This window comes from Aporhodopirellula aestuarii (assembly GCF_023701485.1).
Classification (GTDB): domain Bacteria; phylum Planctomycetota; class Planctomycetia; order Pirellulales; family Pirellulaceae; genus Rhodopirellula; species Rhodopirellula aestuarii.
This window is the reverse complement of sequence record NZ_JAMQBK010000100.1, coordinates 1-15,023: the sequence shown is the minus strand read 5'-3', so window position 1 is coordinate 15,023 and position 15,023 is coordinate 1. Positions and strand designations below refer to the sequence as shown.

Below are 15,023 nucleotides of genomic sequence, written 5' to 3'. Positions count from 1 at the left end.
TACCGCTAGACGGCCGGAGCGATAAACTACGTGGGAAAATTTCGATCTCCACACCCCGTTTGTCTGCTCATGTCCTTGATTCAACCCCGTACGCTCAAAGGGTTTCGCGATTATTTGCCCGCGGCAATGATCCCCCGCGAACGCCTGATGGAAACTGCCCGCGAGACCTTTCGGAGCTTCGGATTCGCACCGATCGACACGCCAACGCTCGAACACCTCGAGATATTGACGGGCAAGGGCAGCGAGGAGACGGACCGGCAGCTCTATCAATTCGTTGATGCTGGAAAACGTCCAGTCGGGATGCGTTTTGACTTAACGGTTCCTTTGGCTCGCTTCGCCGCACAGCACATTAACGAACTCGGTACCCCGTTCAAACGCTATCACATCGCCCCTGTTTGGCGAGGTGAAAACCCGCAAGCGGGCCGTTACCGAGAATTTTACCAATGTGACTTCGACACGATCGGAACCGAATCCGTGCTCGCGGACATCGAAGCGGTCACGGTGATCGATTCGTTGATTCGCGCGATCGGGATCGACGCGTTCACGATCAGCATCAATAACCGTGCAATCTTGAATGGACTGCTTGAGTCGCTCGGGTTAGCGGATCAATCAACCCCGATTCTCCGCAGCCTCGACAAACTCGCCAAGATCGGTCTAGAGGCAACTACGGCTGAGATGGTCAATGCCGCGGGGATCACGACCGAGCAAGCCGAGCAGGTTTTGCAGTTGGCGCAGTGTGACGGAACGGCCGAAGAGGTTTTTGCGAAGTTGCCCGGTATTCTCGGCGACAACGAGAAGGCGAACGAGGGAGCAGCGCGGCTGCGTGAGATTTACGACGGGGCGATCGCCTCGGGAGTGTCACCAGATCGGATCAAGATCGATGTTTCGATCGCCCGCGGACTGGATTATTACACCGGTGTGATTTTCGAAACGACGCTCGATGAATTGCCTTCAATCGGAAGCATCTGCAGCGGCGGGCGCTACGATAATCTCGCCGGCTTGTACACCAAGCAACACCTGCCCGGCATCGGCGCCTCGCTGGGACTCGACCGTCTGCTCAGTGCTTTGGAGACGCTCGATAAGCTGTCCTCGAAGAGCAAGCCGTGTCCAGTCTTTATCCCTTTCTTTGACAAGGACTACCGGGACGACTACTTGAAATTGGCGACAAATCTTCGTCGCGCGGGCATCGGGGCGGAGGTCTATCCGGAACCTCGCAAGATGAAGGCGCAACTCAAGTATGCCGATGGACACGGTTTTACGTACGCCCTCATCGCTGGAAGTGACGAATGGGAACGCGGCTATGTGCAAGTCAAAGTGCTCGCGGAGAAAACGTCAGAAGACATCGAATACCGGCACGATACACCGGAGAAGTTAATCGCCCGTTTGTCGTCGACGTAAGCCGCTTGCTGACCGAATCTGGCCGCATCGTGTTGCGGGTGATCACATGAACGGCTTGAGGATCGCCGGCAGTTGGCGATAGAGAAACCGGGGCATCAGACTGAGGTAACGATCCGATACCGGATCGTGTTTGATCAGGATCAGCGTGTCGGTTCGCGCAGCCGCTTCGTTGATCCGTTGCATGATTTGGTCACGTTGCGGGCCGAGTTCATCGCCGATGACCAGCAGCGGCATTCGGTCGTAGGTCGCTTGCGTGCCTACCCACCAATGCGAGTCATCAGCAACGCGGGTTTGCAGTCCCATCGGCGCGAGTGTTTTGGCGAGCATCTCTCCGGCGGGTTGGTCCGCATAGGGCAACACGAGTTGGCCAGGAGTCAGGCGGCGTTGGCGTGCGTCATCCCAATTGACTAGGCATGCGGCGTTGTTGACGCGAGAGGTTTGGCGAAGGATCCCGGCGAGCGTGATTGCGGTATCTAGCTGCGGTCCCGATCGGCCCGCTTTGAGTAAGGGCCAGTGTTCGGGGAAGTTGTCTTGTTCATCGGGTGTAGGCACTACCGGCTTGGTCAGGCATTCGGCTCGGGCGGACCAATGCTTCAAGGTTGCCGGTTTGAACTTCTGAGGGATGCCGCGAGCATCCCGAAGACAGTCGACGAGTAACGCGCGCAAGCCAATTTGTTCACGAGCGTCCCATTCGGTTGCATCAACAAAATCGTCGACCCATTGCAACGCGTCTACTTGTTCGTCTCCAAAATCTTCCAGTGAGGTCACGTCGGCGAGACGTTGTTTGAGTGAAGCTTCTCCGATCGAGAGGAAGAGCCGTGTTTCCTCTTTTTCGAAAATCAAGCCGAGTTGGCTAGCAATGGTGTCCATCAACTGGCCGATCGGTTTCCAGCCGGGCTGGGCGTCCTCAACCGGTTGCGTAAGCGAGATGTCGGCGAGGTCGAGGCTGACCCAATCAATTTGAATAGGGACCTGAGTCAATTCACTACAAACGAGCACGAATGCGTGAAGTGGGTATCCCTCGGTTTGAATCGCCACACGGAACTTCAACGCATTGTCGATGTTGACGTCGGGTGGCGGCGTGGCCAACAGCATCGGATCGAGCATCGCGTCCGCGGCCGCCTCGACCATCATGTCATCAACGGGTGTCGCGGATGTTGTGACCGGAGGAGCGTCAGGGGCGTTGCCGGGAAGATCCAACAGTTGCGTGAAAACCTCCAGCCCCTCGGGCATCTCCATCAGGGGTTGGCCTACTTCGCCGGAATCTTCGCCGGTGGCCGATGGTTTGACGCCATCCGGAATCAGCGGGCTGTTATCGTTGTTTTCGGCAAGGATATCGACAGGCAACAGACCGGACGGAATGGGGCCGCTATCCATCGGCAGTTGGGGGGCGGCGGGGGCATCAAGCTCCGTCGGCGGCGTGTCGCCGGGGAGTGGATCGCTCGCTTCTTCGGCTGGAATCGTTGAAGGTGCAGGCGTTTCCTCCGCGACCGGATCGGGGGCGGGCGAGGGCGGTGCGGACGGAACAGTCTCGCTGTCATCGCCAACTTCATCGACGAGATTCTGTGCTGGTTGGGTCGGAGGATGCTGTGCAACGGGCTCTGGGGTATCCGGACCTCCGAGTAACCACGCGGCGAGCACGCCGATCACGATCAGTCCGCCGAGGGCACTTGCGCCGATCAAGAGCTGTTTTCGTAGTCGACGTTTCGGTTCGCTGGCCCAATTCCCTTCGCTCTTCCAATCCAGCTGTTCCTGATCTGCCGACGTCCGGTCCGGTGCGGCAGGGTTTGGATCGCGAGCGAACCCTGATTCGACAGGAGGAGCCTCAGCGGAGTTCGCGAACGCGTTTCCGCTCGTTTGCGGATCATCCAACGCGTTGGCCTCGCCCAACACGTCCGACTGAGTAATCTCTTGGCTATCAACGTTCTCGCTGCCCACGACCATTTGCGGTTGCGGCGGGCTCGTGCGGGCTGTTGACGGGGGCGCATCCGCGGGACTGGTGGCAGGCGGCGGGCCCGGCGGTGATTGTTTCGGTTCGGAGGGCTCCGGTTCAGCGATTTGCACCATGGAGCCACAGCGTGGGCAGGCGACAATCGTACCCACCAGCGCCTGATCGGTCACACGAAGTCGACCGTGGCAACTGACGCAGCGAACAGAAAAAGGGACAGACAAGTGTTATTTACCACCTGCTTCGGCGATCATGCTCGAAACTTCCGAAGCGACCAGCGAAGCGGGGAGGGCGTAACTGACGACTCGTCCGGCGCGGGCGATGTTGATGCCAATCACACGTCCTTCGCTGTCGATGATCGGGCCACCACATTGTTCTGGGTTCAGGACCGTGTCGTGCTGGATCGCTTGTTCGAAACCTGACAACCGCACGTTGCGGGCACCGTTGACGCGGGCGTCATTTTCCGACTCCTGCATCACCGTGAATTCTCGCAATCGAGCGGGGATGTCCACGGTGCTGCCGTCACGTTCGATCGTCAACTGCACGACTTCGCCCGGGAACATGCTGTTGAGCGTCGAGACCACGATGTCGACGTTGTTTTGTGGGCGTCCGTCGATCGCGATGATGCGGTCGCCACGTTCCAAACCGGCTTCGTCGGCGCCACTATTGGGGATGATGTTCCGCACGCGTGCGCCGGATTCTTCAATCCGCTGCAATTCGATACCGAGTCGTCCCTTGTGGGAAACCTTGCGTGGCGACGCACCAACAACACCGAGGCCGATCACCCGGGCGGATCGATCAGGGCTGATCAGGAAACTGCCGATCATCGGGACGAATCTTTCAAACGTAACCGGCTTGAGCGATTCACTCGCGGTACTCGCGTCGGTCTGCACGACCAACAAGGCCAGGTCGCTCGCCCGACGGACCGCTGCGACGCGGGCCGGCAATAATCGACCGTCGAAGAGCCGAACACGAATGGGGTCACCGGACAGTTCGCTGCGTTTGGTCAGAACGTAGGCGTCGAGTATCCCGGAGGAATGGGTCGATTGCGGCGAGGGCGAGATCGAGTCGTGGCGTTTGACAACGGTGCCCAAAGCGACGGGGCGTCCGCTGCTGATGACTTCGACGACGCTGCCTTCGAGGGATTCAGCGATCGGGTGAACCAGACGCATCATCGCGTTGGAGTCGCGACGATGGAGAACGCGGTCGACTAAGCGTTGCTGCAACCATTCCGGAATAGCGGATTCGTCTTGGGCGTTCGCCGTGTTTGGCGACACCGCCAGCGCGAGCAGGACCAAGAGCAGGGGATAGGTTTTACGAATGGTCATTGGCTCGTCCGATTTCTACAACGACTTGGATTAAACGCCCTTCGCGTCGCACCCATACTTTGACACGTTCGCCGGGCATGGTGTCCGCGACGGCGGATTTGAGCGACTCGAAATCTGTTATTTGCACGTCCCCGAAGCGTTCGACAACATCTCCGGCTTGAATCCCCGCGTCGTCCGCAGGGGACCCGGGGTTGATCTCTTTCACGTTGGCTTGCGGATCGGTGCCGTTACCACGCACGCCCAGCACCGGTTTGAAGCCTTCGAGGTAGCCCCACGACTTGCCTTCGTTCATTTTATCCCAGGAGTCACGGTAGTGATCAACTGGGACGTGCAAGTTATCGGCCACATCGTTACCGATCCGGCTGTGTACGGCAATCAACCGACCTGACAAATCGAACAAAGGTCCGCCGGAATCTCCGCCGATCAGAGCACAATCGGTAACGATCGAATCATCTCGTACTTCGAGAATGCGTCCGACTCGCGTCACCATGCCCCGATCACGTTCGTATCCGCCGGGATGACCGGTTGCGATGCACCACATCCCGCTGCGCAGGTTTGCACTCGTGCCGGGCGAAGCGAACGGCCACGGCTTGCCTCCGTCTTGGCCCTCGTCAATTTTCATTAATCCGGCGTCCACGTGGCGATTCATCCCACGGGTTGTGGCGGTGACCGTGCGGCCGTCGGCGAGCGTCAGGACGGCTTCTTTGCCGGGACGCATCGCGACGTGAGCGGCGGTAAGGACGTATCCGGTCTCGGTAATGATGACACCGCAACCTTGGGCGGGGCCGATCTGAACGCTGACGGTGCACTCAGCGGCACGCGATGCAACGAGCTGCTGTTGACGCTGGAGTAAACGCAGCATTTCGAGCGATTCAGGCACGCCACCTCGCTCCAACAATTCTCTCAGTTCCTCCGGTGGTTTGACCCACGTGTCGCCTTTCGGGCGGAAACCGGGACGTGTCGATGCATCCTGTTCTGCCTCCGAGTTAGCCATCGGGCTAACCCCGTCTGTGGCTGTTCCGTGGACAATCCCATCAGGTACAGCGGTACCTGGGGCGAGGTTGCCTGGGAGTGGCGAACCGCTAGGAAAAAACTGATCTTGCGCCGTTGCGGTCGTTGTGCCGAGCAGAAAACTCAGCGACCATCCGCAGATCAGTACCAGCAAAATGCGAGCAATCTGGCCGCATCGACGAGGCGTCGGCGCAGCATCTGCGCACGGCAAGCTTGACTGCGGCGAAGAATCCAATTTCAAACTAACTGCCCCTCATATTCGTGATTGTCATCGCTGGGTTCAATCTCAACAGAAGTCCCTGCTCTGGGCCGGTCCTTATTGTACCCTGTTGACCAGAAATCGCCCACCTTTTTGCGAGCCTCCTGGCGTCCCGCCACATCCCTTTTTACCGCATCCCGGCTACGGTCTGCGGCCGGCTACGCTGGGACCCTTTCCGCACCCATCCCTCGACGACATCTTTGCCTCGTGAACGTAAAAAACACAAATTATCCGCCTTCCACCCCCAGCCTGCTGATCATCGGGTGCGGCTATTTGGGCACGCGAGTGGGGTGGCAAGCTCGAGCGGCTGGGTGGTCCGTAGCGGCGACGAGCCGAACCCAACTCGCCAAAATTGCGAATCAAGAATTTCACCCGGTGCGGTTCGATTGGAACGATTCTCGCGATTTGCAAGCAATTCTGGAGGTCATCGAACGCCGAAAAGTCGATCGCGTGCTGGTTTCAGTCAGTTACGATCGAACCAGCTCGGTGGATCGGTTTGTCTCCCAAGTGGACGGATTATCTCGCTTGTTGCGATCGTTCTGCTCGCTACCCCAGCGTTTGGGTTGTCCGGTGCCAGACGTTTGCTACATCAGCACGACGGGTGTTTATCACCAGATCGGCGGTGTTTGGGTCGACGAGCGGTCGCCGACGCATCCGACTCGCGACGGCGGGCGGGCTCATTTGCAGGCCGAAGCAAAAATGCGTGCCCGTCTTGGACATTCCCCGTGGACGATCCTGCGGTTGTCGGGAATCTACGGTCCTGGGCGAGTGCCTCGGGCAGCGGATGTCCGCGCCGGAAGGCCGATCGCGTCGCCGCCAGACGGTCATTTGAATCTGATTCATGTCGACGACGCCGCCGCCGCAGTCATCGCCGCGTTCTCGCGAACGCCGCCCAATCCGTTCTTGAGTGAGTATTCCCAACCGCGGCGGGAACGCTTGTACGTTGTCAGCGATGATCGCCCGGTCGTACGTCGGCGGTTTTACGAAGAGATCGCCCGACAAACTCGATCGAAGCCGCCTGAGTTTATCGACCCGGCCGCGGATTCGGGCGTGCGTTTTCGCAGCGAAACGGACAAACGGATTTGGAACCGCCAATTCAAACGTGACCTCTTACCGACGCTGCGCTACCCGAGCTTTGTCGAAGGACTGCGTGACATCTTGTAGGCGGCGTCGAAGCGGCTGCGTTACACAAAATCTCGACCGGCGTTAAACTCACTCAAATGAATATGCCCACACTCCCAGCTGCAAAATTCGATCTCAATCAACCTTTTCCACCATCGGGTGACCAGCCCGTCGCGATCGAAAAATTGACCGCAGGATTCCTGTCCGGCAAACCAGCCCAGACGCTGCTCGGTGCGACGGGAACCGGGAAGACGTACACGATGGCCAACGTGATCGCGAACCTGGGCCGGCCGGCGTTGGTTCTCAGTCACAACAAAACACTCGCGGCACAGTTGTACGGCGAGTTCAAGGAGTTCTTTCCCAACAACGCGGTCCACTACTTCGTCAGCTATTACGACTATTACCAACCCGAAGCCTATATCCCGCAGCGGGACGTCTATATCGAAAAGGACTCCTCGATCAATGAAGAGATCGATCGTTTGCGGTTGGCAACGACGAGTTCTTTGGTCAGCCGCCGGGACGTGGTGATCGTCGCGTCGGTCAGCAGTATCTACGGGCTCGGTTCGCCGAAGGATTACAAAGAACTCGTCATCGATATACATCGAGGTGAGACGACCCGGCGCGATCATTTGTTGTTGAAGCTTGTTGACGTTCAATACGACCGCAATGATTTTGCTTTTGAGCGTGGCAAATTTCGCGTCCGCGGCGACTCGATCGAAGTTTGGCCGACTTACGAGGAGTTCGCCTTCCGTATCGAAATGTGGGGCGACGAGATCGAGCGGATTTCGCTGATCAAACCGCTCACCGGCGAAACGATTAAAACCGTTGACGACCTCTACATCTATCCGGCGAAACACTTCGTCATGCCGGAGGATCGCATCCAAGCGGCACTCAAGTCGCTGCGTGCCGAGCTTGCCGAGCAACTCGAAGTGTTTCAGAGCCAAGGCAAACTGCTCGAGGCTCAGCGGTTATCGGCGAGAACGAAGTTCGATCTCGAAATGTTGGCTGAGGTGGGGCATTGCCCGGGAATCGAAAACTACTCGCGGCCTTTGTCAGGCAAACCCCCGGGGGCGACGCCGGACACGTTGTATGAGTTTTTCCCGAAAGACATGGTGACGTTTGTGGATGAGTCACACGTGACCGTGCCGCAAGTCCGCGCGATGTATGCTGGTGACCGCAGTCGCAAGATGACGCTCGTCCAGCACGGTTTTCGATTGCCCAGTGCGTTGGACAACCGGCCTCTCAAATTCGACGAATGGGAGGAGCGGACCGGGCAGATTTGTTTTGTCAGTGCAACGCCGAGCAACTATGAACTCGAACGCACCGGTGGCGAAGTGGTCGAGCAAATCATTCGTCCGACAGGGTTGCTCGATCCGATTGTCGAAGTGGTCCCGGCACGGGGGCAGGTCAACCACTTGCTCGACGAAGTCCGGATCCGCGCCGCCCGCAACGAACGCGTGCTTGTGACGGCGCTGACCAAGCGGCTCGCCGAAGACCTTTCGAACTATTTTCAAGAACAAGCGGTTCGGTGTCGTTGGTTGCATAGTGAACTCAACGCGTTTGAACGAGTCGATCTGCTGCAGGAATTGCGGACCGGTCAATTCGATTGTCTCGTCGGGGTGAACCTGTTGAGGGAAGGTCTCGACTTACCCGAAGTTTCGCTGGTGGCGATTCTGGACGCGGATAAAGAAGGGTTTCTACGCAGCGAAACGAGTCTGATCCAAACGATCGGGCGTGCCGCACGGAATGCCAACTCTCGCGTTTTTCTGTATGCCGATAAGATGACTGACTCGATGCAAATGGCGATCGAGGAAACCGAGCGTCGACGCGAGATTCAGAAGAAGTACAACGACGAGCACGGCATCGTTCCCAAGACAATTTTCAAATCAATCCGATCGGGCATCGAATCTGACGCGGCGAAACATTCCGAGGTGGAACGGCAGGCGACGGCCGAAAGCAAGATCACGTACATCACGTTGGAATACGTCGAGGCGCTTGAGCGGGAGATGCTCTCCGCAGCCGAAGACCTCGAATTCGAACGGGCGGCTCGATTGCGAGATCGCGTTGTGCAGTTACGTGATAACATCGGCAAACCGCTCTCGGACATCGAACTGCCGCCTGATAAACCGAGTTCGGGTGGCCGTGGCCAAGGACGCCGCGCCGGGAAAAAGCAAAAGGGGATCAATCCCAATCGAGCCAAGATACCGCGTCCTAAACGGGGGTGATCGCCAAGACTTGCTTTGCAAGTCATACGTTGTTAACCGCCGACTGAGTCAATCAATTTAGTGCAAAATATCGCGTCATCGTTGGCTCCTCTCGCTGATTAAGGTGTGCGACGCTTTTCGCAGACCGGGCCAAGCAAGCGGTAGGATTGCCGGGGCAGTGGACGCATTTCGAAATGATGCGCCGCAACCGAGTTTTTACTTTCGATGAAGCCGGTTATCTCGAGCAGTCGAGGGGCTGCTCAAACGCCTTTTCTTCCGCGTGGGACGCTCTGAACCGAGAGCGTTAGCTTAAAACTCCGAAAAAATTGGTGGCCCGTTTGTGCTGATTGCTTATGGCGTCAGAAACGCCAAGAAGGGCCGAATTTTCGTCAGGTTGACTGTCTTGCCGGGAAAAAAAATGGCTGCGAATGGAATGGTTCGGTTCGAAAAAAGGAACTCAGCGGGGGCTTGTCAGACCTTAGCAAGCCGATTGTAGACAATGCCTGGCTGGTCGCTATAGTGGGGCAGTGCACCCACTCGCCCCCTAAGTGTCCTGTTTCTCTATGAGAACGACAGGGCGATTCGGTGTGCCGGTAGGACGTTTCGCAGGCGTGCGAGACGCGAATTGGCTCGAATGCGTAACAGTACGCGGCGCGTTTGAGTTCCCCAACAACAATCGTACGCATTGATCTTTCGAAATGGGCGGTATGTTCGAAGATTTCAGCTTGGCGGTGCCATCCAATCGAGATGCGCTCATTCGCGTGAACGTGAGGTCGTTTTGGTCGGACAATCGCCGTAGAACTGCGTCTGGGGGGTGTATGGACGCGCGGCGGACGCACCGCACATTATCGCAGGGAGAACCGCAGCCCTTTTTACAAGTGTTGTCCGGATGACACTCGATGACGCCTACCCGCAGCCGTGGGACGACAGTCAAGACGAACATCTGAGTATCCGCTCATTGATCGGCGATGAGCTTCTGGAAGGCGATCCCTCGGGACCGGTGCATTACGAGGATGGATCTCCCGACAATAGCACTCGGTCGAATGACACCTGTCGTGCAGACCGTCCGATTCCGACGGTGCCATCGCAAGTCGCCAGGTTCGTTATCAAGGAGGAACTCGGTCGAGGCGGTTTTGGTGTCGTGCACCGCGCTTACGATTCAGTGCTCGAGCGAGACGTCGCCATCAAAGCGATCTCGCGTCTGCGTGGATCGCGGGCGAATGACGAGCGGCGATTACACGAGGCTCGGGCGACGGCAAAGATGAGCCACCCGTATCTCGTGCCTCTCTACGAGATCATTGAGGACGGCGAGTGTATTTACCTCGTGTCGGAACTCTGTCCGGGACCGACCCTCCGGCAATTCATTACAAAACATCCGGACGGCATCGAGCCTACTTGGGCAGTCGAGATCGCGATTAAGCTCGCTCAGGCACTTTCGCATGCTCACCGTCGTGGGTTTGTTCACCGAGACATCAAACCCAGTAACGTTTTATTGGTACCCGATCCGTTTCGGCCGAACCCGAAAGCAATCGCTGAGTCATCTGCTCGAACCCCGGACTCCGCCGATTTATTTGACTGGCTAGACCGATCGGAAAGTTTGCCGTTCACGCCGAGGTTGACTGACTTCGGTTTGGTGCGTGACATTCTCGATTCGATTCAATCGCACGAGGGCAATCATCTTGTCGGAACGCTCACCTACATCGCTCCGGAACAGTTGACGCGTGAAGGTCCTGTGGGAGGTGCGGTCCCGGAACTCAAGCTCGGCGACGTCTACTCGTTGGGAGTGGTGATCTACCAAATGCTTGCCGGATGCGTTCCGTTCAAGGCGAAGCACCCCATCGAATTGATCGAGTTGATGGCGCAGTCGGAGGCGATACCGCTGCGTGAGCGAAACCCAAAGATTCATCGGGATCTCGACGCAATTTGCATGAAGTGTTTGGAGCGTGATCCGGCCAAACGATACGAATCGATTCAAGACTTGTGCGACGACCTGGAACGTTATTCCGAGGGGTTTCCAATCTGGGCGCGTCCGCAGGGGCGTGCCGAGCGGGCGTTTCAATTTCTGCGTCGTTCGCCCGTTGAGTCCGCGTTGGTCGTTGGGTTGCTGTTGATGTCGACAATTGCGGCGGTCACGTTCGCGTGGAGCAACCGAAGTCTTCGTCGCCAGAGCGAAGTGCTCGCGACGGCAATTTTGATCGCGTCGAGAAACGAAGGGCTCGCGGTCGAGGCAGAGCACCGGGCGAGTGTTGCCCTTCACGAGGCGGAACGCGAACGGATCAAGGCGGAAGCGAGCGAAAGGGCCGCCCTCGAGGTTGCCTATCAGTCTGACCTACGACAAGCATTCGCTGCTGTTGCGGCGGGAGACTCCGCCAATTCGCTGCAGATTGCAGAGGAGATCGTTGACTACAGCGGTGCCGAACGCGTCCAGTCGCGTTATGACTGGCGACTGCTCAAGACCTTTGCTCGACAAGGCTGGAGGTCTTTGGAATTACCTGCGTCCGAAATGCCGTCGCAAGTAACCGAGGTGGTCGTTATTCCTAAACGTAATTGGGTGGTATCGACTTCTCTGAAGGGCTGGCTTCACATCCATGATCTCAGCGACGGTCGATTGATCAATTCGTTGCAGTTGCCTCAGCAGGGTGTTTTGGGCATTGGCGGAACGGTTCAGATCCACGCGTTGGCGGCATCGCCTGATGGCAAATGGTTGGCCGTCGGAAAGAGCAGGTCGGCAAGCATCGTTTCATGGTCAGGCATTTCCTCGGTAGAAATGATTGACGTGTCCAACGCCGCGAGCGACGAACTGAAGGTTGCCAGATCGTTCACCGGTTTCGATTCGACGGTCGAGTCGCTCGCCTTTTCTCCCGATTCCAAACAAATTGCGGTCGGTTGTCGATATGAGCCGATCCAGCTGATCACGATCGAAGATTCCTCGCAACGATTCAAAATTCCTGCGGAACGTCGCAACGAAAATCTGTTGGTTAGCACGGAGGGTGAGCTCATCATCGTTCCGAATCTATCAGAAATTCATGCAGTTGATTTCAATTCTTATGAGGCTCGCCATTTCCTAAACAAGCCTACGGGGTGGGCTCCCACCAGTCTGGCGATAACAAAGGATTCTAAGAAGTGTTTCTGTATCCATTATAATTTATCCAGTGTCGTTGTATACGAACGCGATGGCGATTCACAGACACGCTATGACATTGATTTTCAGCGAGGCTTGCTCACTTGTTTGGCGATTAGCGAGGACGATGAGTATTTGGTCGCCGGGACAACTGTTGGAGGCATTGCCGTTTGGAAGCTCGCCGATATCGAGCGAGACAAACAGGCTTGTATCTCACCGAATGAATCGATGCCATGCGTTTGTCACACCGAGCCAATCCAATACGAGGTCCGGCACCGGGGAGCAGTGTCGGCGATCGACGTCGCTTCCAATTCCAAAGTATTCAGCGGTGGAATTGACGGCATGCTCGCGGTCACAACGCTTAAGAGCATGCCGTCTGGGGATCAGGCAGCGTGCGTTGTCGACCAATGCAATCCGTTGTTTCCACAGGAAGATTGGAAAGCGGTCGATTCAGCGGTGAGTGCCGACGGCAAGTCGGTATTCGCGATGCGTAGTGATGGTTCGGTATATAGCATCGACGTGGAACGGGGAACGACGGTAGAGGAAATGCCCGCCCGCGATACGTGGGGTACGGTGCTCTTCTACCATCAGGGGCGTCGATGGCTCTTTGTAGGATACGCGGACGGGCGTGTTTTCGTAAAAGAGGCGGCGGGAAAGCGACGCTTGTTCGAATTGCCGAGACTGGATGCGCCCACAACCTGGACTGTCAGGGACATCCTTGTAAATAGCTCGCAAGATCGATTGATCGTAAGTACCGGGAAAAATCATATCTATACTTTGGTGATAGAAGTTGACGAGCGAGACGGCACACCGTCGTTCATTCCCGATGCCAAGGTCCATTTGCGGCGACAGGCGGCAGACATTGCGTTGACCAGTGACGAGGACCTTCTGTTGATGGGTGATTCGTTCTGCAAATATCGCCTGGGTGATTTTTCAGAAACAACGCTCGGCCCAGGGTTGGACTTCGTTCGTGCCAGTTGCTCGGATCCGAAAGAAGATCGCATTTTGATTGGGACGATGGAGGGGCGAATCTATGCAATTGACAGTCGCGGGCGACGCAAGCAAGTTTCGCGTCAGTGGCGTTCAGACGTTGGAACACAAGAGCGCCACTATCAAATTCTTTCGATGGTGATGTCCCCCGACGGCAAAACGATACTGTCTGGAAGCCAGACAGGCGAAATCGGGATCTGGAACGCATCTAATCTGAGGCTCCTTGGGACCGTTTCGCCATTGTCCCGCAAACGTGCAATCATGAACATCTCGATCTCGGAAGAAACCGGAATGTTGGTTTTTAGCGATGGAGACCCGACTGCCTACCGGTCAGATTCAGAATCTCGATTGCATCTGATCTCGTTGACAGAGCAATGAGCAAATGAATTCAAATTGCAAACGTGTTGAAAAGTTTACTAGAATCGACATCATACATCTTGTTTGAGGGGCATCGCAAAAATGACGAATTCCAAGTCTCAACGATCCGGGTTCACGTTAGTTGAATTGTTGGTCGTGATCGCCATTATCGCGGTATTGGTTGGACTGCTGATCCCGGCCGTACAGGCGGCGCGTGAAGCGGCTCGCCGAATGCAATGCAGCAACCACATGCGGCAGATGGGCTTGGCCATTCACAATTACCACAGCGCGTTTCGCGTCTTGCCGCGGGCATTGTGGTTCGAAACGCCTCCTAAGTCGTTCAACGGGCGGTCGTGGCCAGTGACGATTTTGCCGTTTATGGAGAATCAGGCGTTATTCGATCAGTTCGACCAAAACGTCGTTGCCGTCGATCAGCTCAGCCCGCGAAACGTTGCCGTCATTCAGACGGTTGTTACGGGCTATGTTTGCCCATCGACGCCCGAGGATGCGGATTCACGACGCTATACGTTCGACTCGTCCGGGATGGGGCTGCCCTTCACCGCGACAAATATTGCTCCCATCGACTATTGTCCGACGACCGGTGTCACGGGCGAGTACATGAGGCACGCTGGAATCGATGGCTCGATCGAACGTGAAGGTGCGCTGCAAGTTGTCAGTGAAGTGTTCGGCGGAGGACATGACGGAAACTTCGCCGGTATTCTCGACGGGCTGTCCCACACGTTTATGCTGGGCGAACGCACCGGGGGACCGACGATCTTCAGCGCCGGAACGGTTGACGTCATCGCGACGCAAAACCTCGTCGGAGTGAACGGCGGTGGTTGGGGAGACCTTGTTAACGGCGAGAACTGGTTTCAAGGTTCCCAGCGTGAAGGCTTGTTTTGGCCACCCGAGGATGGGCCTTGTGCGATCAACTGTACCAATGCGAGAGGCTTCGGTTTCCACAGTTTCCATGTGGGAGGATCGTACTTTTTGCTGGCCGACGGATCCGTCAATTTGTTCACCGAGAGCATCGAACCCTACTTGTTCGCGTCGATGATTACTCGCCGTGGTGGTGAACGGCCCAAACCGTGAGGGCACGGTCTGGTTGTGGATTGCGAATGTGTGACCGGGGAGTTTGCGAAAGCTCGCCGCACGTTTCATCGGCATGTTGGCCAAAGGTCATTGTCATCGAAGCCAGGGGCAATGCCCCCGGAAGATCGAAAACCACGGCATCACTTGGCCAACCGCCATGTTCACGACTGCCGGTTAAGCAGGTACATAGAAG

Annotated in this window: 8 protein-coding genes; 5 read left to right on the top strand and 3 right to left on the bottom strand. The window is 56.8% G+C overall.

Annotated elements, in window-relative coordinates; genetic code table 11:
• Nucleotides 1-75: 75 nt before the first annotated feature.
• Complete coding sequence (gene hisS / locus NB063_RS29540; RefSeq protein ID WP_250932946.1) at nucleotides 76-1,398, top strand: histidine--tRNA ligase; 1,323 nt, start codon at nucleotides 76-78, stop codon at nucleotides 1,396-1,398.
• Nucleotides 1,399-1,440: 42 nt separating this feature from the next.
• Here the strand turns inward: hisS and NB063_RS29535 are convergent, their stop codons facing one another.
• The 3 genes from NB063_RS29535 to NB063_RS29525 are packed head-to-tail and all read right to left on the bottom strand — an operon-like array spanning nucleotide 1,441 to nucleotide 5,926.
• Nucleotides 1,441-3,570 carry a hypothetical protein gene (locus NB063_RS29535; RefSeq protein ID WP_250932915.1) on the bottom strand — a complete coding sequence of 710 codons (2,130 nt, stop codon included), beginning with the start codon at nucleotides 3,568-3,570 and terminating at the stop codon, nucleotides 1,441-1,443.
• A 3-nt stretch (nucleotides 3,571-3,573) separates the two neighbouring features.
• Nucleotides 3,574-4,674, bottom strand: coding sequence for a PDZ domain-containing protein (locus tag NB063_RS29530; protein WP_250932913.1), 1,101 nt, complete (start codon nucleotides 4,672-4,674; stop codon nucleotides 3,574-3,576).
• A complete protein-coding gene (locus tag NB063_RS29525) occupies nucleotides 4,661-5,926 on the bottom strand; it encodes a S1C family serine protease (RefSeq protein ID WP_250932911.1) in 1,266 nt (421 codons plus the stop codon). Before NB063_RS29525 ends, NB063_RS29530 begins: the two co-directional genes overlap by 14 nt.
• A gap of 225 nt (nucleotides 5,927-6,151) precedes the next feature.
• Between NB063_RS29525 and NB063_RS29520 the strand changes: the two genes are divergently transcribed.
• The 4 genes from NB063_RS29520 to NB063_RS29505 all read left to right on the top strand — a co-directional run bounded on the left by NB063_RS29520 (nucleotide 6,152) and on the right by NB063_RS29505 (nucleotide 14,830).
• Nucleotides 6,152-7,108 (top strand): NAD-dependent epimerase/dehydratase family protein, encoded by a 957-nt coding sequence (locus NB063_RS29520; protein WP_250932910.1) that lies wholly within the window; start codon nucleotides 6,152-6,154, stop codon nucleotides 7,106-7,108.
• A gap of 56 nt (nucleotides 7,109-7,164) precedes the next feature.
• A complete protein-coding gene (uvrB, locus tag NB063_RS29515; RefSeq protein WP_250932908.1) occupies nucleotides 7,165-9,291 on the top strand; it encodes an excinuclease ABC subunit UvrB in 2,127 nt (708 codons plus the stop codon).
• Nucleotides 9,292-10,159: 868 nt separating this feature from the next.
• Entirely contained in the window at nucleotides 10,160-13,759 is a 3,600-nt protein-coding gene (locus NB063_RS29510) for a WD40 repeat domain-containing serine/threonine protein kinase (RefSeq protein WP_250932906.1), read from the top strand.
• Nucleotides 13,760-13,840: 81 nt separating this feature from the next.
• On the top strand, nucleotides 13,841-14,830 hold the full coding sequence (locus NB063_RS29505; RefSeq protein ID WP_250932904.1) for a DUF1559 domain-containing protein: 990 nt from the start codon (nucleotides 13,841-13,843) through the stop codon (nucleotides 14,828-14,830).
• Nucleotides 14,831-15,023: the final 193 nt, after the last annotated feature.

What these genes read in the sequence shown, in the direction of transcription:
- NB063_RS29530 (WP_250932913.1), bottom strand. Translation starts at nt 4,674, where the DNA reads ATGACCATTCGTAAAACCTATCCCCTGCTCTTGGTCCTGCTCGCGCTG.
- NB063_RS29505 (WP_250932904.1), top strand. Translation starts at nt 13,841, where the DNA reads ATGACGAATTCCAAGTCTCAACGATCCGGGTTCACGTTAGTTGAATTG.
- NB063_RS29510 (WP_250932906.1), top strand. Translation starts at nt 10,160, where the DNA reads ATGACACTCGATGACGCCTACCCGCAGCCGTGGGACGACAGTCAAGAC.
- uvrB (WP_250932908.1), top strand. Translation starts at nt 7,165, where the DNA reads ATGAATATGCCCACACTCCCAGCTGCAAAATTCGATCTCAATCAACCT.